At 72.2% G+C, this 23,743-nt stretch carries 20 protein-coding genes; 7 read left to right on the top strand and 13 right to left on the bottom strand.

The annotated features are described in order from the left end of the window. The first annotated feature begins 25 nt into the window (after nt 1-25). Nucleotides 26-1,255, top strand: a complete 1,230-nt coding sequence (locus ACZ7JZ_RS28475) for a hypothetical protein (RefSeq protein WP_470944118.1) — start codon at nt 26-28, stop codon at nt 1,253-1,255. A 4-nt stretch (nt 1,256-1,259) separates the two neighbouring features. After that, complete coding sequence (locus ACZ7JZ_RS28470) at nt 1,260-2,249, top strand: COX15/CtaA family protein (RefSeq protein WP_470944116.1); 990 nt, start codon at nt 1,260-1,262, stop codon at nt 2,247-2,249. Nucleotides 2,250-2,304: 55 nt separating this feature from the next. On the opposite strand, the gene ACZ7JZ_RS28465 is transcribed toward ACZ7JZ_RS28470, so the two are convergent. The 3 genes from ACZ7JZ_RS28465 to ACZ7JZ_RS28455 form a co-directional block, all read right to left on the bottom strand. After that, the gene (locus tag ACZ7JZ_RS28465; RefSeq protein WP_470944113.1) at nt 2,305-3,414 is read right to left on the bottom strand and encodes an amidohydrolase family protein; all 1,110 of its coding nucleotides are present in this window, start codon (nt 3,412-3,414) and stop codon (nt 2,305-2,307) included. 130 nt (nt 3,415-3,544) lie between these two features. Next, nucleotides 3,545-3,856 (bottom strand): hypothetical protein, encoded by a 312-nt coding sequence (locus tag ACZ7JZ_RS28460; protein WP_470944111.1) that lies wholly within the window; start codon nt 3,854-3,856, stop codon nt 3,545-3,547. A 24-nt stretch (nt 3,857-3,880) separates the two neighbouring features. Then, a complete protein-coding gene (locus tag ACZ7JZ_RS28455; RefSeq protein ID WP_470944109.1) occupies nt 3,881-4,831 on the bottom strand; it encodes a heme o synthase in 951 nt (316 codons plus the stop codon). A 333-nt stretch (nt 4,832-5,164) separates the two neighbouring features. Here ACZ7JZ_RS28455 and tkt point away from each other — a divergent pair, with 333 nt between their 5' ends. From tkt to pgl, 5 genes are read left to right on the top strand one after another with little or no spacing between them, the layout of a single operon-like run. Further along, the gene (gene tkt / locus ACZ7JZ_RS28450; protein WP_470944106.1) at nt 5,165-7,249 is read left to right on the top strand and encodes a transketolase; all 2,085 of its coding nucleotides are present in this window, start codon (nt 5,165-5,167) and stop codon (nt 7,247-7,249) included. Between the two features lie 35 nt (nt 7,250-7,284). Next, the gene (gene tal, locus ACZ7JZ_RS28445; protein WP_470944103.1) at nt 7,285-8,403 is read left to right on the top strand and encodes a transaldolase; all 1,119 of its coding nucleotides are present in this window, start codon (nt 7,285-7,287) and stop codon (nt 8,401-8,403) included. Nucleotides 8,404-8,408: 5 nt separating this feature from the next. Next, nucleotides 8,409-9,935 carry a glucose-6-phosphate dehydrogenase gene (gene zwf, locus ACZ7JZ_RS28440; RefSeq protein ID WP_470944100.1) on the top strand — a complete coding sequence of 509 codons (1,527 nt, stop codon included), beginning with the start codon at nt 8,409-8,411 and terminating at the stop codon, nt 9,933-9,935. Next, complete coding sequence (gene opcA, locus ACZ7JZ_RS28435) at nt 9,932-11,056, top strand: glucose-6-phosphate dehydrogenase assembly protein OpcA (protein ID WP_470944097.1); 1,125 nt, start codon at nt 9,932-9,934, stop codon at nt 11,054-11,056. The genes zwf and opcA overlap by 4 nt, the downstream gene beginning before the upstream one ends. Continuing rightward, nucleotides 11,053-11,820, top strand: coding sequence for a 6-phosphogluconolactonase (gene pgl, locus ACZ7JZ_RS28430; protein WP_470944093.1), 768 nt, complete (start codon nt 11,053-11,055; stop codon nt 11,818-11,820). The genes opcA and pgl overlap by 4 nt, the downstream gene beginning before the upstream one ends. Nucleotides 11,821-12,087: 267 nt before the next feature. Here the strand turns inward: pgl and pgi are convergent, their stop codons facing one another. The 10 genes from pgi to ACZ7JZ_RS28380 form a co-directional block, all read right to left on the bottom strand. Beyond that, complete coding sequence (gene pgi / locus ACZ7JZ_RS28425; protein ID WP_470944275.1) at nt 12,088-13,740, bottom strand: glucose-6-phosphate isomerase; 1,653 nt, start codon at nt 13,738-13,740, stop codon at nt 12,088-12,090. Nucleotides 13,741-13,891: 151 nt separating this feature from the next. Then, the gene (locus tag ACZ7JZ_RS28420) at nt 13,892-14,227 is read right to left on the bottom strand and encodes an RNA polymerase-binding protein RbpA (RefSeq protein WP_007263454.1); all 336 of its coding nucleotides are present in this window, start codon (nt 14,225-14,227) and stop codon (nt 13,892-13,894) included. A gap of 114 nt (nt 14,228-14,341) precedes the next feature. Beyond that, nucleotides 14,342-14,572: a preprotein translocase subunit SecG gene (gene secG / locus ACZ7JZ_RS28415; RefSeq protein ID WP_226735004.1), complete on the bottom strand. Its 231-nt coding sequence runs from the start codon at nt 14,570-14,572 to the stop codon at nt 14,342-14,344. Between the two features lie 153 nt (nt 14,573-14,725). Further along, entirely contained in the window at nt 14,726-15,502 is a 777-nt protein-coding gene (gene tpiA / locus ACZ7JZ_RS28410) for a triose-phosphate isomerase (protein WP_470944091.1), read from the bottom strand. 5 nt (nt 15,503-15,507) lie between these two features. Then, entirely contained in the window at nt 15,508-16,719 is a 1,212-nt protein-coding gene (locus ACZ7JZ_RS28405) for a phosphoglycerate kinase (protein WP_470944088.1), read from the bottom strand. Nucleotides 16,720-16,853: 134 nt separating this feature from the next. Beyond that, the gene (gene gap, locus ACZ7JZ_RS28400; RefSeq protein WP_470944084.1) at nt 16,854-17,861 is read right to left on the bottom strand and encodes a type I glyceraldehyde-3-phosphate dehydrogenase; all 1,008 of its coding nucleotides are present in this window, start codon (nt 17,859-17,861) and stop codon (nt 16,854-16,856) included. 209 nt (nt 17,862-18,070) lie between these two features. Beyond that, nucleotides 18,071-21,022, bottom strand: coding sequence for a M14 family metallopeptidase (locus ACZ7JZ_RS28395; RefSeq protein ID WP_470944082.1), 2,952 nt, complete (start codon nt 21,020-21,022; stop codon nt 18,071-18,073). A gap of 221 nt (nt 21,023-21,243) precedes the next feature. After that, nucleotides 21,244-22,233: a DNA-binding protein WhiA gene (gene whiA, locus ACZ7JZ_RS28390; protein WP_470944080.1), complete on the bottom strand. Its 990-nt coding sequence runs from the start codon at nt 22,231-22,233 to the stop codon at nt 21,244-21,246. After that, nucleotides 22,224-23,273 (bottom strand): gluconeogenesis factor YvcK family protein, encoded by a 1,050-nt coding sequence (locus tag ACZ7JZ_RS28385; protein ID WP_470944078.1) that lies wholly within the window; start codon nt 23,271-23,273, stop codon nt 22,224-22,226. The genes whiA and ACZ7JZ_RS28385 overlap by 10 nt, the downstream gene beginning before the upstream one ends. Continuing rightward, nucleotides 23,270-23,743, bottom strand: a 474-nt coding sequence (locus ACZ7JZ_RS28380) for a RapZ C-terminal domain-containing protein (RefSeq protein WP_470944075.1), incomplete at its 5' end; no start/stop codon positions are given. The genes ACZ7JZ_RS28385 and ACZ7JZ_RS28380, both read right to left, overlap by 4 nt.

The raw sequence follows: 23,743 nt of genomic DNA, 5'->3' as shown, positions 1-23,743 counted from the left end.
CGCACCACGACGCCGGGGGGTGGACATGGGGCAGCTGGAGGCCGCACAGCGGCTCGACGCGCAGTGGGCCCGCATCAGGTCCGGGGAGGCGCACGCCTCCCCCGCCGAACGCACCGGCCTGCTGGAGGCGCTGATCGGCGCCCTGCGCGGGCCCGCCGCGGAGGACCCCGGCTGCGCCGCCCGGCTGGGGCTGCGCCTGGGCGACCTGGCCGCGGAGCGCTTCGCCGCCGGGGACCGCCCCGGCGCCCTGGCCGCCGCCCAGGAGTCCCTCGTCCACTCGGGCAGCGCGGCCCCGCACTCCCCCGAGTACGCCCGCTGGTACGCCCGCGGGCTCATCAACCACGGGGTCTGGCTGGCCTGGCCGCTCAGCGACGGCCGCCGACTGCCCCGCTACCCGCTCGGCCCGGCCGCCGAGGAGGGGCCCGGCCCGATGGAGCGGGCGGCCGGGGAGCGGGCCCGGGACCAGACCCGCGCCGCCGTCGAGGTGTGGCTGGGGCTCGACGGGTCCGACCCCGTCAACCGCCGCGGGCTGGCCCAGGCGAAGGTCTTCCTCGCCGACCGGCTGGCCGAACTGGGCTACGCGCAGGACGCGGTCGCCTGGGCGGTGGCCGCGGAGCACGACTTCCGGCTGCTGCCCGGTGCGGACGGCCCGGCCCCCGGCTCCGGCCCGGGATCCGCAGAGCCCAGCTTCGGCCCGGCCTCCGGACCCGACCCGGACCTCGACCCCGAAACCGCCGACGCAGCCGACGCCGCCCAGGAGACCGCGGAGGCCCTGGCCCACCTCGCCCGCCAGCTGGAACTGCGGCTGCGCTTCCTCTCCTTCGACAGCCTGGTCCGGCTGCGCGCCGACGGCCTGCTGCCGGACCGTCTGGTTCCGCAGGCGGTGCTCGCGGCCGGCATCCAGGGCCTGGCCCCCGCTGAGATCGGGGCGGGCCTGCGTCTCGATGCGGACACGGTTGCGGCGGTCCTGGCCCGCTGGCCGTGGCGGGCCGTCTGGCGGATCGAGGTCCGCGGACCCGGCGGGGAGTGGAGCGTACAGGGGCATCCCTGGCAGGGAGCCACCGAGGTGACAAACCGTACAGCCGAGGACGTAGGGTCCGAATTGATACGGGATTTCCTGGACTCTCCGGACAATCCGGGCCCGGCGGCGCACTGGCGGATCCACGTCTGGTGGCACGAGGAGGGCGATCCGGCCGGTTCCCGCTTCCGGTTGATGTACGCGCCGGGAAGCGGAGCCGCGGGCACCCCCTCGTGAAAGTTTGCACAAAGGGCCGCCTACGATAGGGCCCGTGTTGACCCCCCTCGCCTTTATCGCCCGACGCTGGACGCCCTCGCCCCGGACCGTCCAGCGTGCCGCGCTCGCCGCCCTCGTCATGAGCGTGGTCATCGTCGTCACCGGCGGCGCGGTCCGGCTCACCGGTTCGGGCCTGGGCTGTGACACCTGGCCCAAGTGCACGGACGACAGCCTCTTCGCGACCCCCGCCCAGGGGGTCCACGGCGCCATCGAGTTCGGCAACCGGATGCTGACGTACGTCCTGTGCGCGGCCGTCGGCTGGACCATCGTCGCCGCCCGTTCGGCCACGCCCTGGCGGCGTCCGCTGACCCGCCTCGGCTGGCTGCAGTTCTTCATCGTGATGGCCAACGCCGTCCTCGGCGGCATCACCGTGTGGACCGGGCTCAACCCGTACAGCGTGGCGGGGCACTTCCTGCTCGCCACCTCCCTGATCACGGTGACCACCCTCACCTGGCAGCGCACCCGCGAGGGCGACGCCGATCCGCGCCCGCGGGTCCCCGTGCCGGTGCGCCGGCTCTCGCAGGCCCTGGTGGCCGCGACGTTCGTCCTGATCGCCGCGGGCACGGTCGTGACCGGCTCCGGCCCGCACGCCGGGGACAGCAGCGAGGTCAAGCGGATGCCGTTCGACTGGGAGTCCACGGCGCACCTGCACGCGATCGCCGCGTGGCTGGTGTGCGCGCTGGCCCTGGCGATGTGGCTGGTGCTGCGGGTGGCGGACGCCCCGGACGACACCCGGGCGCGCGCCCGCGACCTGCTGCTCGTCCTGCTGGCGCAGGGCGCCATCGGGTACGTGCAGTTCTTCACGGAGCTGCCGGAACTGCTCGTCGGCGCCCACATGCTCGGCTCCTGCCTGGTGTGGATCGCGGTGCTCCGGCTGGCCCTGAGCCTGCGCGAGCGCCCGGCGCCCACGGCCGGCATCCCGCAGCAGAACGACCCCGAGCTGTCCCGGGTCTGACCCCGCCGCAGGCCCGCCGGGGCGCCGTCCACAGCCGGACGGCGCCCCGCGGCGCCTACTGCGGCAGCCCGTACACCCGCCGGGCGTTGCCCGCCGCGATCATGGCGGCGACCCGTTCGGCGTCGCGCCGGGACCAGGACCCGTCGCCCACCCAGCCGCCGAGCACCCGGCCCAGGGCCTCCCGGAACACCCGGGCCCCCACCACGTGCAGTTCGGGCAGCGCCCGGCCCCCGCTGGAGAACAGCAGCTTCCCGAAGGGCGCCAGCTCCAGCAGTTCGGCGAGCACCTCCGCGGCCCGCGCCCCGGTCCGCGCGAGCGCAGGCCCCAGATCGGCGTAGACGTGCGGGAAGGCCCCCGCCAGGTGCGCGGCGTGCCGGTGGTACGGGTACCCGTGCAGCAGGACCAGGTCGGTCCCGTGCCCCGCGGTGGCCCGGACGAAGTCGGTCAGCAGGGTGGGGTCCGTACGGTCGATCCGCTCGTACGGGTCCGCCGCCCCCGCGTGCAGCTGGAGGGGCAGCCCGCTGGCCACCGCGCTCCACAGCAGGTGCCGCAGCAGGACGGGGTCGCGGACCGGGCCGCCCTTGGGCCGGGCCGCGAGCCAGCGCCCCGCGGCCCCGCGCACCTCCCCCGGGCCGGGCGGCTCGGGGGCGAAGGCGAGGGTGCAGCCCGCCGCGGCGGCCGAGGTGAAGGCGACGGCCGTGTCGGCGGCCGCGTGCACGGCCGCGGAGAAGTTGGCGAGGAAGGACTCCACGGTCCCCGAGGTGTCCGCGGCCTGCTCGGCGAGGAGTTCGAGGCGGACGATCTCGTGGGCCCGCGCCTCCCCCGCGGCGGCGAGCTCGCCGGGGCCCGTGAGGTCCCCGGGCGGTCCGGTGTCCACGAGGTACGTGGAGATGCCCGAGCCCCGCAGCAGCCGCCGGCCGGACTCCGCGACCCCGAGCTCGCGCCGGCGCGCCAGGTAGCGGGCCGGAGTGCAGTGCGGCTCCAGTCCGAGCAGCGGGGGGCACCAGCGGCGCACGGCGAAGCCGGTCTGGGTGTCGAAGAAGGTGGTGCCCGCGGCGGCGGGGCCCGCGCCCCGGCCGAGGTGGGCCTCGAAGGTGCCGAGGCCCAGCTCCGTGCGGAGCACCCCGTGGCAGTACTGGTCCACCAGGGAGGGCGTGTCGATCATCCGGGCATCCCGTTGCGGACGGTGCGGTTGCTTCTTCCACACGTCCTAACGGGTGAGCCCTGCGCCAGGTGTTGCTCGCGCAGGTGCCCGATGCGTGACCCTGCCGGCCGGCGGGGCGGCCGGACCGGTCCTACTGCTTGCCGCCGAGCTGGAGGCCGGCCATCCGCTTCCACTCGTACGGGCCCGTCCTGACCTTGGCGGCGAACTCGCCGTCGAACTCCTCGTGGAGGGTCAGCCCGGCCTTCTCGGCGGCGAGCTGCGCCACCGGGTGGCTGGGGGCCACGAGGTCGCCCCAGCCGCCGTCGGCGCCCACGAGGACGATCCGGGTGCCCATCTGTCCGATGTACGCGAGCTGCCCCTCGGCGCCGCCGTGCTCCTTGGAGAACGCGCCGATCTGCCGGGCGAGCCTGGCGGCGGTGCGCTCCTGCTTGGTGTCTGCCATGACAGGAATGCTACCGGCCGGTAATCAACGGAGGAAGGGATCCACGGCGACCGCCACGAACAGCAGCGAGACGTACGTGATCGACCAGTGGAAGAGGCGCATCTCCTTGAGCTTCGCCCCGGTGACCCCGGCCTTGGCCCGCGCCTGCAGCGCGTGCGCCTCCCACAGCCACCAGCCGCCGGCGACCAGCGCCACGGAGGTGTAGAACCAGCCGGTGTAGCCGAGCGGGGTGAGCAGCAGCGAGACGGCGACCATCACCCAGCTGTAGAGGACGATCTGCTTGGCCACGGCCCGGTTGCCGGCCACCACGGGCAGCATCGGCACGCCGACGCGCGCGTAGTCGTCCTTCACCTTCATGGACAGCGGCCAGTAGTGCGGCGGCGTCCAGAAGAAGATGACGAGGAAAAGGACGACTGCGGCCCAGGAGACCTCGTTCTTCACCGAGGACCAGCCGATGAGCACCGGCATGCAGCCCGCGATGCCGCCCCAGACGATGTTCTGGGCGGTGCGCCGCTTCAGCAGCATCGTGTAGACCACGACGTAGAAGAGGAGTGCCCCGAGGGCGAGGGCGGCGGACAGCCAGTTGACGAGCAGTCCGAACCACAGGGTCGAGACCACGCCCAGCGTGATGCCGAAGACCAGCGCCTCGCGGGGGCTGACCATGCCGGTGACCAGCGGGCGCTGCGAGGTGCGGTCCATCAGCGCGTCGATGTCCCGGTCGATGTACATGTTCAGCGCATTGGCGCCGCCCGCGGACAGGTAGCCGCCCAGGCAGGTCGCGAGGACCAGCCACAGAGACGGCACGCCCTGTTCGGCGAGGAACATCACCGGAACGGTCGTGATGAGCAGCAGCTCGATGATCCGCGGCTTGGTCAGCGCCACGAAAGCCATGACCCTGGCACCGAACGGCCGGCGACCGGGGATCTCGGTCCCGAGCACCCCCGCCGGACGGGATTCGACGGCCGTCACGCACACCCCTGACGAAAGACTCCCAGCAAGCCCCGGACATGAGATTCCGGTAAAGACTTGCGCGTACCACGCCACTCTAGACGTTGCCCCTCCGTGGCCCTGCGCGGGGGTCGGGTCGTGTTGGGCCGACGGGCGGCCCGCGTACGCCCTGCGGACGCACGCCGATGTACGGCGAGTCCCTCATCCGGGCGGCGGCAACAAATGAGCGCGACGGGGCGTAACAGAGCGGCACCTCTCCGAATATCTGCACGCCTTGGCGGGGGTAGGCTCGGAATCGCGCCGGTGCACCGTTCGTCACCGGGACCGTTCAGACATGTGGAGAGGAGCCCTGAACCAACGGTGAGCACCAAGCCGACCACCACAGAGCTCGAGTGGACCGAACTGGACCAGCGGGCCGTCGACACCGCCCGCGTCCTGGCCGCGGACGCCGTACAGAAGGTCGGAAACGGCCACCCGGGCACGGCGATGAGCCTGGCCCCGGCCGCGTACACCCTCTTCCAGAAGGTCATGCGGCACGACCCCGCCGACCCCGAGTGGGTGGGCCGCGACCGGTTCGTGCTCTCCGCGGGCCACTCCTCGCTGACCCTCTACACCCAGCTCTACCTGGGTGGGTTCGGCCTCGAACTGGACGACCTGAAGGCGTTCCGCACCTGGGGCTCCAAGACCCCGGGCCACCCGGAGTACGGCCACACCGCCGGCGTCGAGACCACCACCGGCCCGCTGGGCCAGGGCGTGGCCAACGCCGTGGGCATGGCCATGGCCGCCCGCTACGAGCGCGGCCTGTTCGACCCGGAGGCCGCCCCGGGCACCTCCCCCTTCGACCACATGGTCTACGTGATCGCGGGCGACGGCTGCCTCCAGGAGGGCATCTCCGCGGAGGCCTCCTCCCTGGCCGGCCACCAGAAGCTCGGCAACCTCGTGCTGCTGTGGGACGACAACCACATCTCCATCGAGGGCGACACCGAGACGGCCGTCTCCGAGGACACCCTGAAGCGCTACGAGGCGTACGGCTGGCACGTCCAGCGCGTGGCCCAGCAGCCGAACGGCGACCTCGACCCGAAGGCCCTGTACGAGGCCCTCCAGGCCGCCAAGGCGGAGACCGGGCGCCCGTCCTTCATCGCCGCCCGCTCGATCATCGCCTGGCCGGCCCCGCACGCCCAGGGCACCGAGGCCTCCCACGGCTCGGCGCTCGGCGACGACGAGGTGGCCGCCACCAAGCGCGTCCTCGGCTTCGACCCGGAGCAGACCTTCGAGGTCTCCGACGCCGTCATCGCGCACACCCGCGCGCTGGGCGACCGCGGCCGCGAGGCCCGCGCCGCATGGGACAAGGAGCTCGCCGCCTGGCGCAGCGCCAACCCCGGGCGCGCCGCCGAGTTCGACCGCATCCAGGCCAACGAGCTCCCCGAGGGCTGGGAGGCGCAGCTGCCCTCCTTCGAGCCGGGCACCGGCGTCGCCACCCGCGCCGCCTCCGGCAAGGTGCTCGCCGCCCTCGGCGCGGTCATCCCGGAGCTGTGGGGCGGCTCGGCCGACCTGGCCGGCTCCAACAACACCACCATCGACAAGAACTCCTCGTTCCTGCCGGTGGGCAACCCGCTGCCGGAGGCCGACCCGTACGGCCGCACCGTGCACTTCGGCATCCGCGAGCACTCCATGGCCGCGGCCATGAACGGCATCGCGCTGCACGGCCACACCCGCATCTACGGCGGCACCTTCCTGGTGTTCTCCGACTACATGCGCAACGCCGTGCGCCTGTCCGCGCTGATGCACCTGCCGGTGACGTACGTGTGGACGCACGACTCCATCGGCCTCGGCGAGGACGGCCCGACCCACCAGCCGGTCGAGCACCTGGCCTCGCTGCGCGCCATCCCGGGCCTGAACGTGGTCCGCCCGGCCGACGCCAACGAGACCGTCGTGGCCTGGCGCGAGATCCTCAAGCGCCACACCAAGGTCTTCGGCAAGGGCGCCCCGCACGGCCTGGCGCTGACCCGCCAGGGCGTGCCGACGTACGAGCTGAACGAGGACGCCGCCAAGGGCGGGTACGTGCTCTTCGAGGCCGAGGGCGGCAGCCCCGAGGTCGTGCTGGTCGCCACCGGCTCCGAGGTGCACCTGGCCGTCGGCGCCCGCGAGCAGCTGGCCGCCGAGGGGATCGCGGCCCGCGTGGTCTCGATGCCGTCGGTGGAGTGGTTCGAGGAGCAGGACCAGGAGTACAAGGACAGCGTCCTGCCGCCTTCGGTGAAGGCGCGCGTCGCGGTCGAGGCGGGCATCGGCCTGACCTGGCACCGCTACGTGGGCGACGCCGGCCGGATCGTCTCGCTGGAGCACTTCGGTGCCTCCGCGGACGCGAAGGTGCTGTTCCGCGAGTTCGGGTTCACCGCCGAGGCCGTGACCGCCGCCGCCAAGGAATCCCTGGCCGCCGCGCGCTGACGCCGGTACCAAGTCAAGTAGGAGATGCAATTCCCATGACAGACGCACTCAAGCGCCTCTCGGACGAGGGCGTGGCGATCTGGCTGGACGACCTGTCCCGCAAGCGCATCACGTCCGGCAACCTCGCCGAGCTGATCGACCAGCAGCACGTCGTCGGCGTCACGACCAACCCGGCGATCTTCCAGAAGGCGATCAGCGGCGGCGAGGGCTACGGCCCGCAGCTCGCCGACCTGGCCGCCCGCAAGGTCACCGTGGACGAGGCCCTGCGGATGATCACCACGGCGGACGTCCGCGACGCCGCCGACATCCTGCGCCCGGTCTACGACTCCACCCAGGGCCAGGACGGCCGGGTCTCCATCGAGGTCGACCCCCGTCTGGCCCACAACACGGCCGCCACCGTCGCCGAGGCCAAGCAGCTGGCCTGGCTGGTGGACCGGCCCAACACGCTCATCAAGATCCCGGCGACCAGGGCCGGCCTGCCGGCGATCACCGAGGTCATCGGCCTGGGCATCAGCGTCAACGTCACGCTGATCTTCTCGCTGGAGCGCTACCGCGAGGTCATGGACGCCTACCTGGCGGGCCTGGAGAAGGCCCGCGAGCGCGGCCTCGATCTCGCCAAGATCCACTCCGTGGCGTCCTTCTTCGTGTCCCGCGTGGACTCCGAGATCGACAAGCGCCTGGACGGCATCGGCACCGACGCGGCCAAGGCGCTCAAGGGCAAGGCCGCCCTGGCGAACGCCCGCCTGGCCTACGAGGCCTTCGAGGAGGTCTTCTCCTCCGAGCGCTGGGCCGCCCTGGACCGCGCGCAGGCCAACAAGCAGCGTCCGCTGTGGGCCTCCACCGGCGTCAAGGACCCCTCGTACAAGGACACCCTGTACGTGGTGGACCTGGTCGCCCCGGGCACGGTGAACACCATGCCGGAGGGCACCCTGGAGGCCACCGCCGACCACGGCGAGGTCTCCGGCGACACCGTCCGCGGCACGTACGACCAGTCCCGCGCGGAGCTCGCCGCGGTCGCGGAGCTGGGCATCTCGTACGACGATGTCGTTCAGCTGCTCGAAGACGAGGGCGTCGAGAAGTTCGAGCAGTCCTGGAACGACCTGCTGAAGTCGACCGAGGCCGAGCTCGCTCGTCTCGCCCCCACGGAGGCCTGAGCACCTTGTCTGTAAACGGAGCGAACCCGCTTCGTGACGCACAGGACCGGCGGCTCCCGCGTATCGCGGGGCCGTCCGGCCTGGTCATTTTCGGCGTTACGGGCGACCTCTCGCGCAAGAAGCTGATGCCCGCCGTCTACGACCTCGCGAACCGCGGTCTGCTGCCCCCGGGCTTCTCCCTGATCGGGTTCGCCCGCCGCGAGTGGCAGGACGAGGACTTCGCGCAGGAGGTCCACGACGCGGTCAAGCAGCACTCGCGCACGCCCTTCCGCGAGGAGGTCTGGCAGCAGCTGGTGCAGGGCTGCCGGTTCGTCCAGGGCGACTTCGACGACGACAACGCCTTCGAGACGCTGAAGGCGACGATCGAGGAGCTGGACAAGGCGCAGGGGACGGGCGGCAACTTCGCCTTCTACCTGTCCGTGCCGCCGAAGTTCTTCCCCCAGGTCGTCCAGCAGCTCAAGAAGCACGGGCTGGCCGAGAAGGAGGGCTCCTGGCGCCGCGCGGTCATCGAGAAGCCGTTCGGGCACGACCTGGAGAGCGCTCAGGAGCTCAACCAGATCGTCCACGAGGTCTTCCCGCGCGACGAGGTCTTCCGGATCGACCACTACCTCGGCAAGGAGACCGTCCAGAACATCCTGGCGCTCCGCTTCGCCAACACGATGTTCGAGCCGATCTGGAACCGGTCCTACGTGGACCACGTGCAGATCACCATGGCCGAGGACATCGGCATCGGCGGCCGCGCCGGGTACTACGACGGCATCGGCGCCGCCCGCGACGTCATCCAGAACCACCTGCTCCAGCTGCTCGCGCTCACGGCGATGGAGGAGCCCGGCTCCTTCCACCCCAAGGCGCTGGTGGCGGAGAAGCTGAAGGTGCTCAGCGCCGTCGAGATCCCCGAGGACCTCGGCAAGGACACCGTCCGCGGCCAGTACACCTCGGCCTGGCAGGGCGGCGAGAAGGTGGTCGGCTACCTCGAAGAGGACGGCATCGACCCCGCCTCGAAGACGGACACCTACGCCGCGATCCGCCTGGAGATCAACAACCGCCGCTGGGCGGGCGTCCCCTTCTACCTGCGGACGGGCAAGCGCCTGGGCCGCCGGGTGACGGAGATCGCCGTGGTCTTCAAGCGGGCCCCGTACCTGCCCTTCGAATCCGGCGCGACCGAGGAGCTGGGGCAGAACGCCCTGGTCATCCGCGTACAGCCGGACGAGGGCGTCACGGTGCGCTTCGGCTCGAAGGTCCCCGGCACCTCCATGGAGGTCCGCGACGTGACCATGGACTTCGCGTACGGCGAGTCCTTCACGGAGTCCAGCCCGGAGGCCTACGAGCGGCTGATCCTCGACGTGCTCCTCGGTGACGCGAACCTCTTCCCGCGCCACCAGGAGGTCGAGCTGTCCTGGAACATCCTCGACCCGATCGAGAAGTACTGGGACACGCACGGCAAGCCCGCGCAGTACCCGGCGGGCACCTGGGGTCCGGACGAGGCGGACGAGATGCTCGCACGAGACGGACGGAGCTGGCGCCGGCCATGAAGATCGACCTCACGGAGACCACCTCCAGCAAGATCAACAGCGCCCTGGTGCAGGCGCGCCGGGACATCGGCACCCCGGCCATCGGCATGGTGCTCACGCTGGTGATCGTCACCGACGAGGAGAACGCGTACGACGCGCTCAAGTCGGCGAACGACGCCTCCCACGAACACCCCTCGCGGATCATCGTGGTCATCAAGCGGGTCAGCCGCTCGCCGCGCAGCCGGCGCGACGCACGGCTCGACGCCGAGGTGCGCGTCGGCGCCGACTCGGGCACCGGTGAAACGGTTGTCCTGCGGCTGCACGGCGAGCTGGTCCACCACGCCCAGTCGGTGGTCCTGCCGCTGCTGCTGCCGGACGCCCCCGTGGTCGTCTGGTGGCCCGAGGGTGCGCCCCCGGACCTCGCCGGCGACCCGCTGGGCGCCCTCGCCCAGCGCCGGATCACGGACACGTACGCGGCCGAGGACCCCCTCGCGGAGCTCGGCTCGCGCGCCGCCGCCTACGCCCCCGGGGACACCGACCTGTCCTGGACCCGGATCACCCCGTGGCGCTCCATGCTCGCCGCGGCCCTGGACCAGCAGGCGCTGTCGATCACCTCCGCGGTGGTCGAGGGCGAGGACGAGAACCCGAGCTGCGAACTGCTGGCCATGTGGCTGGCGGACCGGCTCCAGGTGCCGGTGCGCCGGTCCGTGTCCGCCGGACCCGGGCTGACCGCCGTACGCCTGGAGACCGCGGACGGCGCGATCGTCCTCGACCGGGCGGACGGCTTCCTGGGCACGCTGAGCATGCCGGGGCAGCCCGACCGCGCGGTGGCGCTCAAGCGCCGGGACACCGCGGAGCTGCTCGCGGAGGAGCTGCGCCGGCTGGACCCGGACAACACGTACGAGTCCGCGGTGAAGTTCGGCGTGGACAAGCTGCACGCGGCGGCGGCGCAGGCGGAACGGGCCGCTGCGGCGGCCCCGCAGCCGGCGCCGGAGTCCGGCGCGGCGGCCGGGCCGGCGGCGGAGCCCGCCTCCGCCGAGTCCGCCCCGGCCAAGCCCGCCTCCGCCAAGCAGACGGCCGCGAAGCAGACGGCCGCGAAGCAGACGGCGGCCAAGCCGGCCCGGAAGGCGGCCGCGAAGTGACCGCCCCGGCCGCTCCGCAGGTGGTCGTCCACCGCGACAAGGAGCTGATGGCGCAGGCCGCGGCGGCCCGGCTGATCACGAAGATCGTGGACGCCCAGGCCGAGCGCGGTACGGCGTCGGTCGTGCTCACCGGCGGGCGCAACGGCAACGGCCTGCTGGCCGCCCTCGCCGCCGCGCCCGCCCGGGACGCGGTGGACTGGTCGCGGCTGGACCTGTGGTGGGGCGACGAGCGGTACGTCGCCGCCGAGGACCCGGAGCGCAACCACGTACAGGCCCGTGCGGCCCTGCTGGACGCGGTCCCGGTGGACCCGGCGCGGGTGCACGCCATGCCGGCGCTCGACGGCCCGTACGGCACGGACGTGGACGCCGCAGCCGCGGCGTACGCGGCCGAACTGGCCGCCGCGGCGGGCCCGGACGACCGGGCCGGGGTCCCCGCCTTCGACGTCCTGATGCTGGGCGTGGGCCCGGACACCCACGTCGCCTCGCTCTTCCCCGAGCACCCGGCGGTACGGGAGACCGAGCGCACGGTCGTCGGCGTGCACGGCGCGCCGAAGCCGCCGCCCACGCGGATCTCGCTCACGCTCCCGGCGATCCGGGCGGCGCGCGAGGTCTGGCTGCTGGCGGCGGGCGAGGACAAGGCCGGTGCGGTGGCGCTGGCGCTGGGCGGGGCGGGGGGTGTCCAGGTGCCGGCCGCCGCCGTGTCCGGCCGCTCCCGCACCGTGTGGCTCCTGGACCGGTCCGCTGCCGCGAAGCTCCCGGCGTAACCCGGATCCCGAACCGAAGGCCCCGCCCTCCTCCCGAGGAGAGCGGGGCCTTCGGCATTGCGCTCTCCCCTACCCGCCCCTTCCCGAAACCGGGGGCAAGCCCCCGGACCCCCGGACCGTGCGCTCCGCGCCCGGTGCGCTCAATCGCCGCGCGGGCTTGATATTGCCGCTGCGCGGCAAATCAAGCCTCGCCAGGGGGTCCCCCCGGACGGAGTCTGGGGGAGGGTAGGGGAAACGGCCCCGCGCAGCGGGCCCGGTACGGAAGGGTCAGCGGCCGCGCAGCGACCGGTACGTGGCGACCAGCGCCACACTGGACGGATCGAGGCCCGCCACATCGGCACCCTCCGTCAGCGCCGGCTCCACCCGCTTGGCCAGCACCTTCCCCAGCTCGACCCCCCACTGGTCGAAGGAGTCGATGTTCCACACCGCCCCCTGCACGAACACCTTGTGCTCGTAGAGCGCGATCAGCTGCCCCAGCACGGACGGCGTCAGCTCCCCCGCCAGCACGGTGGTCGTCGGGTGGTTGCCGAGGAAGGTCTTGTGCGGGACGAGCGCCTCAGCGACCCCCTCCGCCCGCACCTCCTCCGGCGTCTTGCCGAAGGCCAGCGCCTGCGTCTGCGCGAAGAAGTTGGCCATCAGCAGGTCGTGCTGGGCGGCGAGCGCCGGCGACAGCCCCGCCACCGGCCGGGCGAAGCCGATGAAGTCGGCCGGGATCACCTTCGTACCCTGGTGGATCAACTGGTAGTACGCGTGCTGCCCGTTGGTCCCGGGCGTGCCCCACACCACCGGCCCGGTCTGCCAGTCCACCGGATTGCCGTCCCGGTCCACGGACTTGCCGTTGGACTCCATGTCCAGCTGCTGCAAGTACGCGGTGAACTTGGACAGGTAGTGGCTGTACGGCAGCACCGCGTGCGACTGCGCGTCGAAGAAGGCCCCGTACCAGACCCCCAACAGGCCCATCAGCAGCGGCGCGTTGGCCTCCGGCGGCGCGGTGCGGAAGTGCTCGTCGACGAGGTGGAAGCCGGCCAGCATCTCGCGGAAGTTCTCCGGGCCGACGGCGATCATCAGCGAGAGCCCGATGGCGGAGTCGTACGAGTACCGGCCGCCGACCCAGTCCCAGAACTCGAACATGTTCGCCGTGTCGATGCCGAACTCCGCGACCTTCTCGGCGTTCGTCGACAGGGCCACGAAGTGCCGGGCCACGGCCTCGCGGTCGCCGCCCAGGCCCTCCAGCAGCCAGGCGCGGGCCGAGGTGGCGTTGGTGATGGTCTCGATGGTCGTGAAGGTCTTGGAGGCGATCACGAACAGCGTCTCGGCCGGGTCGAGGTCCCGCACCGCCTCGTGCAGGTCGGCGCCGTCGACGTTGGAGACGAAGCGCACGGCGAGGTCCCGCTGCGTGAAGGAGCGCAGGGCCTCGTACGCCATCGCCGGACCGAGGTCGGAGCCGCCGATGCCGATGTTGACGACGGTGCGGATGCGGCGTCCGGTGTGGCCGGTCCAGGCGCCCGAGCGGACCCGCTCGCTGAACTCCGCCATCCGGTCCAGGACCGCGTGCACCTCGGGGACGACGTTGTGCCCGTCCACCTCGACCACGGCGTCCGCGGGGGCCCGCAGGGCCGTGTGCAGGACCGCCCGGTCCTCCGTGGTGTTGATCTTCTCGCCGCGGAACATCGCGTCCCGCAGCTCCGCCACCCCGGTCGCCGCCGCCAGCTCCCTCAGCAGGGCCAGCGTCTCGTCGGTGACGAGGTGCTTGGAGTAGTCGATGTGCAGATCGCCGACCTGCAGGGTGTAGCCGGAGCCGCGGCCGGGATCGGCCTCGAAGAGCTCGCGCAGATGCGTCTGGCCCAGCTGCTCCCGGTGCTTCGCGAGCGCCGCCCACTCCGGCGTCCGGTTGAGCCTGGTGTGGCCGCCTGCGTTCATCTCGGACATCAACCCATTTCTTCCGTCCTGTTGTGCCCCGCCACCCCCCAACCTAAAGGATCGCAACGGGGTCAACGCGCACAAACGGGCCCGGCCCGCGGGAGAAGGACTCCCGCGGGCCGGGCCCGGCGACGTGCGTGCGCGCTGCGCGTCAGATCTCGCCCCGCAGCTTGGCGAGGGCCTCGGCGAGGATCGCCTCCCCGTCGGCGTCGGTGCGCCGTTCGCGGACGTAGGCGAGGTGGGTCTTGTACGGCTCGGTGCGCGGGGGGGCCGGGGGGTTGTCCCGGTCCTGGCCGGCCGGGAACCCGCAGCGCGGGCAGTCCCAGGTGTCCGGCACCTGCGCGTCGCTCGCGAAGCTCGGCTGCGTCTCGTGCCCGTTCGAGCACCAGAAGGAGATGCGCAGGCGGGGCGCGGACTCGCCGCGCTCGGCCTCACCCATCGGCCCCGCTCCGACCCGACTTCCACGGATGGCGTTGCCACTTGCCACGGTCGTAACTCCCTGCGTGATGGTGCCGCGAAGCGTGAGGTGATTTCCGCCGCGGGCGCCCCAGTCTACGGAAGGCCCAACGCGCATCCAATGGCGCGAGTTACTCGCCCGGGGTCAGCTGTCGAGCTTCATGAGGAGGCCGAGCGCGACAATGCACGCGAACCACAGCAGACCGACCACCACGGTGATGCGGTCGAGGTTGCGCTCCGCGACGGAGGAACCGCCCACGGAGGACTGCATGCCGCCACCGAACATGTCGGAGAGGCCGCCGCCCTTGCCCTTGTGCATCAGCACCAGCAGCATCAGCAGCAGGCTGAAGACGATCAGGGCGATCGAGAACCCCATAATCACGGCTGGATCCTACTTTCCTGGACTTTCCGGGTTTTCCGGGATTTCCGGGACTTTCCGGGAATCGAAGCGGGGGCCTGGCGGCTGTCTCAGCCACCGGCCCCCGCAAGGGTACGACGGATCCGTCCTACCGCATACTCACAGCGACCGTCACTGGTCGCGGAAGCGGACGATCTTCACGAACTCGTCCGCGTCGAGCGCCGCGCCGCCGACCAGGGCGCCGTCCACGTCGGCCTGGGCCATGATCGCGGCGATGTTCCCGGACTTCACGGAGCCGCCGTACTGGATGCGGACCTTGTCGGCCAGCTCCTGGGAGTACAGCTCCGCGAGGCGGCCGCGGATGGCCCCGCAGACCTCCTGGGCGTCCTCGGGGGTGGCGACCTCGCCGGTGCCGATGGCCCACACGGGCTCGTAGGCGATGACGATGGTCTCGGCCTGCTCGGCCGGGAGGTCCTTCAGCCCGCCGTCGACCTGCGCGAGGGTGTGCGGGACCTGCTGGCCGGCCTTGCGGACCTCCAGGCCCTCGCCCACGCACAGGATCGGCGTGATGCCGTGGGCGAAGGCGGCCTTCACCTTGGCGTTGCACAGCTCGTCGGACTCACCGTGGTACTGGCGCCGCTCGCTGTGACCGACGGCCACGTACGCGGCGCGCAGCTTGGCGAGCATCGGGCCGGAGATCTCGCCGGTGTAGGCGCCCGACTCGTGCGCCGAGATGTCCTGGGCGCCGTACTTGATCTTCAGCTTGTCGCCGTCGACCAGGGTCTGCACGGAGCGCAGGTCGGTGAAGGGGACCAGGACGGCGACCTCGGTCGCGTCGTAGTCCTTGTCGGTGAGGGCGAAGGCGAGCTTCTGGACGTGGGCGATGGCCTCGAGGTGGTTGAGGTTCATCTTCCAGTTGCCCGCCATCAGCGGGGTGCGGTTGCTCATGTGGTTCAGCCCTCCAGGGCGGCGAGACCGGGGAGCGTCTTGCCTTCGAGGTACTCGAGGCTGGCGCCGCCACCGGTGGAAATGTGGCCGAAGGCATTCTCGTCGAAGCCCAGGATGCGGACCGCGGCGGCACTGTCGCCGCCGCCGACCACGGTGTAGGCGCTGCTGTCGAGCAGGGCCTGGGCGACGGCTGCGGTGCCCTTGGCGTAGTCGGGGTGCTCGAAGACGCCGACGGGGCCGTTCCAGAAGACCGTACCGGCGTCGGCGATCTTGGAGGCGTAGAGCTCGCGGGTCTTCGGGCCGATGTCGAGCCCCTCCTTGTCGGAGGGGATCTTGTCGGCGTCCACGGTGTCGTAGTCCGCCGGGGTCTTGCCCTTGAGGTCGGGGAATTCCGTGGAGACGAGCACGTCGACGGGGAGGACCAGCTCGACGCCGTTGGCCTCGGCGCGGGCCATGTACTCCTTGACCGTGTCGACCTGGTCCTTCTGGAGCAGGGAGATGCCGACCTCGTGGCCCAGGGCGTAGAGGAAGGTGTACGCCATGCCGCCGCCGATCAGCAGGCGGTCGGCCTTGCCGAGCAGCTCGTCGATGACGGCGAGCTTGTCGGAGACCTTGGCCCCGCCGAGGACGACCACGTACGGGCGCTTGACCTCGTCGGTGAGCTTCTTCAGGACGCCGACCTCGGTGGCGATCAGGTAGCCGGCCGCGTGCGGCAGGCGGGCGGGGAGGTCGAAGACCGAGGCGTGCTTGCGGTGCACGGCGCCGAAGCCGTCACCGACGTACACGTCCGCCAGCTCCGCGAGCTTGTCCGCGAAGGCGCCGCGCTCGGCGTCGTCCTTGCTGGTCTCGCCCGCGTTGAAGCGCAGGTTCTCGATCACGGCGACGCGGCCGTCGGCGAGCGCGGCGACGGTCTCCTTGGCGGAGTCGCCGACGGTGTCGGTGGCGAACGCCACCTCCTGGCCGAGCAGTTCGCCGAGGCGGACGGCGGCGGGGGCCAGCGAGAAGGCCGGGTCCGGGGCGCCCTTGGGGCGGCCCAGGTGCGAGGCGACGATCACGCGGGCACCCGCCTCGGCGAGCTTCGCGATGGTCGGCAGCACGGCGCGGATGCGGCCGTCGTCGGTGATGGCGCCGTCGGCCAGCGGCACGTTGAGGTCGGCGCGGACGAAGACCCGCTTGCCGGCGACGCCTTCGGAGAGAAGTTCGTCGATCGTCTTCATAGGTGTTTCAGACTCCTTGTGAACCCTTCGGGGAAGGGCGCGGAAGGGGAACGGGCAAACAACAGGGCCCGTGCTGCGCTTCGTCGCGCTGCCCGGACCCTGGTGCTCACATCGTGGTGACTTGCTCGTGGTGCTTAGAGCTGACCACCAACGAAGACGGTGAGGTCGACGAGTCGGTTGGAGTAGCCCCACTCGTTGTCGTACCAGCCGACGACCTTGACCTGCGTGCCGTCCTGGACCATCGTCAGCGAGGAGTCGAAGGTGCAGGAGGCCGGCCAGTTGACGATGTCCGAGGACACGATCGCGTCCTCGGTGTAGTCGAGGATGCCCTTCAGCTGGCCTTCGGCGGCCTTCTGGAAGGCGGCGTTGATCTCTTCCCGGGTGGTCTCGCGGGAGAGCTGCAGGACGAGGTCGGTGACCGAGCCGGTGGGCACCGGGACGCGCATGGCGATGCCGTCCAGCTTGCCCTTGAGCTGCGGGAGGACCAGGGCGGTGGCCTTGGCGGCACCCGTCGAGGTCGGGATGATGTTCTCGGCGGCGGCGCGGGCGCGGCGCAGGTCCGAGTGCGGGAAGTCCAGGATCCGCTGGTCGTTCGTGTAGGCGTGGACCGTGGTCATCATGCCCTTGACGATGCCGAAGTTCTCGTCGAGGACCTTCGCCATCGGCGCCACGCAGTTGGTGGTGCAGGAGGCGTTGGAGATGACGTGGTGGTTGGCCGCGTCGTAGTTCTCGTGGTTGACGCCCATCACGATGGTGATGTCCTCGTCCTTGGCCGGAGCCGAGATGAGGACCTTCTTCGCGCCGGCCGCGATGTGCTTGGCGGCGTCGGCCTTCTTCGTGAAGATGCCGGTGGACTCGACGACGATGTCGGCGCCCAGCTCGCCCCAGGGGAGGTTCGCGGGGTCGCGCTCCGCGAAGGTCTTGAAGGTGTGGCCGTCGACCGTGATCGTGTCGTCGGTGTGGGTCACCTCGGCCTTGAGGCGTCCCAGGATGGTGTCGTACTTGAGCAGGTGCACCAGCGTCGCGTTGTCCGTCAGGTCGTTGACACCGACGATCTCGATGTCCGCCCCCTGCTCAAGGAGCGCCCGGAAGTAGTTACGGCCGATACGGCCAAAACCGTTGATGCCTACGCGGATCGTCACGAACCGATCTCCTCGTTGGTGTGCCGGTCTGTCACCCGGCGAGCTGTATGGGATGTCCCCGACCGCCTCCGACCCTACCTCTCCGTGAGCCTTTGGGTGACATCGGCGGCGCTCTTACACTCGTGCGGATCGCCGTGCGGGCCCCCTGGCGGGCTGTACCAATGGGCCGCGGCGGCCCGCCAGGGGACTTCGGTCCCGACTACTCAGAGTCAGCGCCGGAGGGAGCCCAGCGCCTTACCGATGAGTAGCGATCGGTCCGCGGCCTTTGCCACGTGCTCCAGCCCGAAACCGAGCAGGACGGTGTCACGCGTAGTCACCGCCGCGTACGAGGTGAACAGCTCCCCCGTACGGGACCAATCTCCCGGAATCACGGGGCTTCCGGCCGGAGCGCCCTGGGCCGTCCAGGCCCCGAGCGAGGTCTCGAAGCCCTCGTTCTCCCGCTCCGCACCCCCTGTGACCAGGCGCGCCTGGTCGGCGAAGACCCCGCGGCCGCCGAAGCCGCCGTCGCTGACGGAGGACAGGGCCACCTCGACCTTGGTGCCCGCGTAGGCGCTGAGGTCGAAGCGGACCTGCTGCCAGCCGCCGGAGGATCCGGTGAAGCTGTTCCAGGCGCCGGTGGTGCCCGCGGCCGTGCAGCCGGTGGAGCCGAGGGTCAGGTAGCGGCCGAGGAAGGGGTGGCCGCGCAGGAAGAACCCGGCCGCGCACTCCTCCGGCACGGTCTGCACGGTGCGGCCGTCGGCCTCGGGCAGGGTGGTCCAGTCGTCGGCGCCGGAGCGGTGGGCCTCCAGCAGGACGTGGTCGTAGCCCTGCTCGACGTTCCAGTTCAGCGCGAAGCGCAGCTCGGGGCGGTCGGCGGCGGTGACCCCGGTCAGGTCGATCGTGCGGACCAGCCGCTTCCAGTCGTCGTCGGCGTGGACGGCCGAGGCCATCCCGGAACCGGCGTAGGGGGCGTACGGGTTGACGACCCCGGCGTACTTGCCGCCCTGCACGCCCTTGAACTGCGGGAACTGCGCCGGGGGCAGGACGTCGGAGGTCAGGCTGTAGGCGCCCGGCCCGTCCAGCGGGTTCCCGGCGGCGTCGCCGAGGGCGCCGCGGGCGCCCGCGAGGGGGCCCGCACCGTTGAAGCCGTTGGCGCCGGGGGCGCCCACGCGCCCGAAGGCGCCGAGCCAGTACTGGCTGAAGTCGTCCGTGACGGCGGGGCCGACCTGGGCGTCGCCGCCCGCCTGCTCGCCGGCCTCGACCAGCTTGCCGCCCTCGTTGAGGTAGGAGCGCAGGGCGAGCTGGGTGGGTCCGCCGGGGGCCTGGGCGCCGGTGTAGTGGACGACGGCGCGGAAGTGGGACAGGACGCCCAGGGCGTCGGGTGCGCCCTTGGCGGAGGCGTCCCAGACCGCCGCGGAGCGGCCGCTGCGGCGCAGCGCGTCGGTGTACTTCTTCGCGTGCGGGGCGCCCGCGCCCTCCTCGGCCACCACGAGCACGTCGGCGCGGGGGCGCTGGGCCACGGTGTACGTGAAGTAGTTGCTGGCCACCGTCTTGCCGGCCTCGTCGCGGCCGGTGAACCAGACCTCGACGGCGTCCCCCTGGTCCGCGCCGCGGACCGCGGCCCGGTACTCGTCGTACCAGAGGTTGTCGTCGCCGCCGTAGGTCCTGCCGCCCTTCCAGGCCTTGAGGTCCGCGCGCTGCGTCCTGCCGCCGTTGACGCGGTAGTTGAGCTTCTTGTCGCGCAGGGCCTTGCGGGCGGTGACGGAGACGGGCTGGGCGCCGCCGCGGGCGTAGGAGGTGGCGAAGCGGTTCGGGGTGAAGTCCGCCGCCTTCATGCCGACGGAGGACTTGGGCCGGTCGGGCCGGGCGGCGCTCTCGGCCACGGACAGCGCGAACGGGATGTTCTTGGCGAACTCGCCCTGGATTAGCTTCTCGTCGTCGGGGAAGTTGAAGCCGGACTGGCAGTCCTGGGGCCGCCACGGGTCGTTCGGGTCGAGGGCGGAGGCCGTCTGGCAGGTGGTCATCTCCGGCGTGAACATCATGATGCCGTTGACATTGGCGGCGTGGCCGTCGGCCTCGCCGTTGGTGGTGTAGAGCTCGGAGGAGACCTGCGGGTGGTAGCCGGGGACGGCGGGCTTCTCCGGGGTGCCGGCGAGGGCCTTGTAGACCACGTCGTCGGGGGTGTCGGTGGCGACCTGCCAGCCCACGCCGTAGAGGATCAGCTCGGCGGCGGAGTGGTAGTTGATGCCGTACTCGAAGCCGATGCGCCGCTGGAAGCGGTCGAGGGCCGCGGTCTCGGGCTCGGAGCCCGGTCCGGCGCCGCGGAAGGTCTCGCTGAACGGGCTGGGCGAGGAACCCTCGTTGTCGTAACCCCACTTGTAGGTGAAGTTGCGGTTGAGGTCGACGCCGTCGCCGCTGGTGTGCTTGCCGTCGCCGTCGTTGTCCCGCATGTTCTTGCGCCACAGGCGGCGGCCGTCGGCGGCGTGGGTGTAGTCGTAGCCGTCCGGGTTGGCGGAGAGCAGGAACCACAGCTCGGTGGAGTCCACGGCCTTGGTGACGCGGCGGTCCCTGCCGTAGTTGTCGAGGTAGTGGTGCATCAGCCGCCGGGTCATCTCGGGGGTGATCCACTCGCGGGCGTGCTGGTTGGACATGTAGAGCACGGCGGGCTTCGCGCCGTCCTTGGTGGTCCGCGCGTTCTTGGAGACCTTGAGCGCGAGGATGTCCTTGCCCTGGACGGTCTTGCCGATCGAGACGACCTTGGCGAGACCGGGGTGGGTCCGCGCGGTCTCCAGGATCTCCTCCTTGAGCCCGCCCGGGCCGCTGTACGGCCGGAACACGCCGTCCCCGGCGGCCCCGGCCCGGGCCAGGGCGCCCGCGGAGGGCCGGCGCTCGGTGAGCGCGACCCCCTGCGCGGCGAGCGCGCGGGCCTGCTCGGCGGTGAGGAACAGCTCGACGCGGGCGGTGCCCCGGGCCGGCGGGCGCTCGGCCAGCTCGTGGGCGTCCTGGCCGGCGGCCAGGACGAGCGGGACCTGCTCCCGCGTGATGTCTGCCTGGTAGACGCGTACGTCGTCCCCGGCCGGGGCGGGGCCGCCGCCCGGCTGCGCCTGGGCCGCCGGTACGGCGGCCAGGGAACCGAGGACGAGGACTCCGGCGGCGAGGATCGATCTCGCGCGGTGGATCATGTGCCCCCCTGGGCGTTGTCTTCGCAAAGCGGGTCGCACGCCAGGCTCACCAGCCTCCATGGTCATGTCAACAGGAATTCCGGCAGTTCTCGGCGGTCTCCCGAGGCAACCGGAAGGGGCCGGTGCGCCGCGCGCACCGGCCCCCGGGGGCGTGTTCCGGCCGGACCGGTCCGGGGCCCGCAGCCCCGGCCGCCCGCTCCCGGCCCCTGAGCCGTCGGCCCTCAGCCGACGAGGTTGTCGGCCATCTCCTCGGTCAGGTTCGACTCGGTGCCGGGGATGCCCAGGTCCTGGGCCCGCTTGTCGGCCATGGCCAGCAGCCGCCGGATCCGGCCCGCGACCGCGTCCTTGGTCAGCGGCGGGTCGGCGAGGGCGCCCAGCTCCTCCAGGGAGGCCTGCTTGTGCTCCATGCGCAGCCGGCCGGCCGCCGCCAGGTGCTCCGGGACCTCCTCGGCGAGGATCTCCAGCGCGCGCTGCACGCGGGCCCCGGCCGCCACGGCCGCCCGGGCCGAGCGGCGCAGGTTGGCGTCGTCGAAGTTGGCCAGGCGGTTGGCGGTGGCGCGGACCTCGCGCCGCATCCGGCGCTCCTCCCAGGCCAGCACCGACTCGTGGGCGCCGAGGCGGGTCAGCAGGGCGCCGATGGCGTCGCCGTCGCGGACCACGACCCGGTCCACGCCGCGGACCTCGCGGGCCTTGGCCGCGATGGACAGCCGGCGGGCGGCGCCGACCAGGGCGAGGGCGGCCTCGGGGCCCGGGCAGGTCACCTCCAGGGAGGAGGAGCGGCCCGGCTCGGTGAGCGAGCCGTGCGCCAGGAAGGCCCCGCGCCAGGCCGCCTCGGCATCACAGGTCGCCCCGGAGACCACCTGCGGGGGAAGACCCCGGATGGGCCGCCCGCGGCCGTCCACGAGCCCCGTCTGGCGGGCCAGCTGGTCCCCGCCGGCCACGACCCGGACCACGTACCGGCTGCCGCGGCGCAGTCCGCCGGGGGCCATCACCACGAGGTCGGAGGAGTGGCCGAAAATCTCCAGGATGTCCTTGCGCAGCCGGCGCGCCGCGATGCCGGTGTCCAGCTCCGCCTCGATCACGATGCGGCCGCTCACCAGGTGCAGGCCGCCCGCGAACCGGAGGATCGCCGAGACCTCCGCCTTCCTGCAGCAGGTCCGGGTGACGGGGAGCCGCGAGATCTCGTCCTTCACCGCTGCAGTCATCGCCATGGGCCGATCCTTCCATGCATCCGAAAAATACGGTCGTACGCGGCGGCCAGGAGCTCCGGATCGTGCTTCGGAGTTCCGTCCGGCCTGGCCACCGGCGCCAGCTCGACCGCGGCGCCGAACCGCTTGGCGGCATCGGCGAGGGACTCGCGGTCGTGCACGGCGGCCTCGTCGGCCAGCACCACGTCCAGGGCGAGTTTAGGGGCGTGTCGTGCCAAAACCTCCAAATGACGCTGCGGAGAGAAGCCCTCGGTTTCGCCCGGCTGCGGCGCGAGGTTCAGCGAGAGCACCCGGCGGGCCTTGGTCTGCGCCAGCGCGTCGAGCAGCTGCGGGACGAGCAGGTGCGGGATCACGGAGGAGAACCAGGAGCCGGGGCCGAGCACCACCCAGTCGGCGTCGAGCACCGCCTCGACGGCCTCGGGGACCGCCGGCGGGTCGTGCGGGACCAGGTGGACGGACTGCACCTCGCCGGGGGTGAGGGCGACCGTGGCCTGCCCGCGGACGGTGTCCACGTCGTCGGGGCGGGCCGGGTCGTGCCCCCGTACCAGCGCCTGGAGCTCCAGCGGGACCGCGGACATCGGCAGCACCCGGCCCTGCGCGCCCAGCAGCCGCCCGACCAGGTCGAGGGCGCTGACGTGGTCGCCGAGCTGCTCCCAGAGGGCCACGATGAGGAGGTTGCCCACGGCGTGGCCGTGCATCTCGCCCTTGGACTGGAAGCGGTGCTGGATGACCCGGGCCCAGGTCTGGCCCCAGTCGTCGTCCCCGCACAGGGCCGCGAGGGCCTTGCGCAGGTCGCCCGGGGGCAGGACGCCCAGCTCCTCGCGCAGCCGGCCGCTGGACCCGCCGTCGTCGGCGACCGTGACCACCGCGGTCAGGTCGCCGGTGATGCGGCGCAGCGCGGCGAGGGAGGCCGACAGGCCCATGCCCCCGCCGAGCGCCACGACCTTGGGCTGCGCGCCGCGCCTGCGGGCGGCCCGGGGCTCGGTGCCGCGCCCCGGGGTGAGCTGCCGCAGCCGGCGCAGCCGCAGGGTCCTCCCGGTCACTCGCGCCCCATGTCCCGGTGTACGACGACGGTCTCGACTCCCTCGGAGGCCAGGCGGGCGGCGAGCTTCTCGGACATGGCCACGCTGCGGTGCTTGCCGCCCGTGCAGCCCACGGCGATGGTCACGTACCGCTTGCCCTCGCGGCGGTACCCGGCCGCGATGAGCTGGAGGAGCTCGGTGTAGCGGTCCAGGAACTCCTTGGAGCCGGGCTGGTCGAAGACGTAGTCCGAGACCTCCGGGTTCAGGCCCGTGAAGGGGCGCAGCTCCGGGACCCAGTGCGGGTTCGGGATGAAGCGGCAGTCCACGACGAGGTCGGCGTCGACGGGCAGGCCGTACTTGTAGCCGAAGGACATGACGGTGGCCCGCAGCTCGGGCTCCTCGTCGCCCGCGAACTGGGCGTCCATCTTGGCGCGCAGCTCGTGCACGTTCAGGCTGGAGGTGTCGATCACCAGGTCGGCGTCCCCGCGCAG

This window comes from Streptomyces sp. NPDC038213, from assembly GCF_055600495.1.
The sequence above is the reverse complement of the archived record's forward strand: the minus strand, read 5'-3'. Positions and strand labels throughout refer to the sequence as shown.

Bases quoted from the DNA above. Each gene is read 5' to 3' on its own strand.
- ACZ7JZ_RS28475 (WP_470944118.1), top strand. From the start codon at position 26: ATGGGGCAGCTGGAGGCCGCACAGCGGCTCGACGCGCAGTGGGCCCGC.
- ACZ7JZ_RS28465 (WP_470944113.1), bottom strand. From the start codon at position 3,414: ATGATCGACACGCCCTCCCTGGTGGACCAGTACTGCCACGGGGTGCTC.
- ACZ7JZ_RS28460 (WP_470944111.1), bottom strand. From the start codon at position 3,856: ATGGCAGACACCAAGCAGGAGCGCACCGCCGCCAGGCTCGCCCGGCAG.
- tal (WP_470944103.1), top strand. From the start codon at position 7,285: ATGACAGACGCACTCAAGCGCCTCTCGGACGAGGGCGTGGCGATCTGG.
- opcA (WP_470944097.1), top strand. From the start codon at position 9,932: ATGAAGATCGACCTCACGGAGACCACCTCCAGCAAGATCAACAGCGCC.
- pgi (WP_470944275.1), bottom strand. From the start codon at position 13,740: ATGAACGCAGGCGGCCACACCAGGCTCAACCGGACGCCGGAGTGGGCG.
- secG (WP_226735004.1), bottom strand. From the start codon at position 14,572: ATGGGGTTCTCGATCGCCCTGATCGTCTTCAGCCTGCTGCTGATGCTG.
- tpiA (WP_470944091.1), bottom strand. From the start codon at position 15,502: ATGAGCAACCGCACCCCGCTGATGGCGGGCAACTGGAAGATGAACCTC.
- ACZ7JZ_RS28405 (WP_470944088.1), bottom strand. From the start codon at position 16,719: ATGAAGACGATCGACGAACTTCTCTCCGAAGGCGTCGCCGGCAAGCGG.
- ACZ7JZ_RS28395 (WP_470944082.1), bottom strand. From the start codon at position 21,022: ATGATCCACCGCGCGAGATCGATCCTCGCCGCCGGAGTCCTCGTCCTC.
- whiA (WP_470944080.1), bottom strand. From the start codon at position 22,233: ATGGCGATGACTGCAGCGGTGAAGGACGAGATCTCGCGGCTCCCCGTC.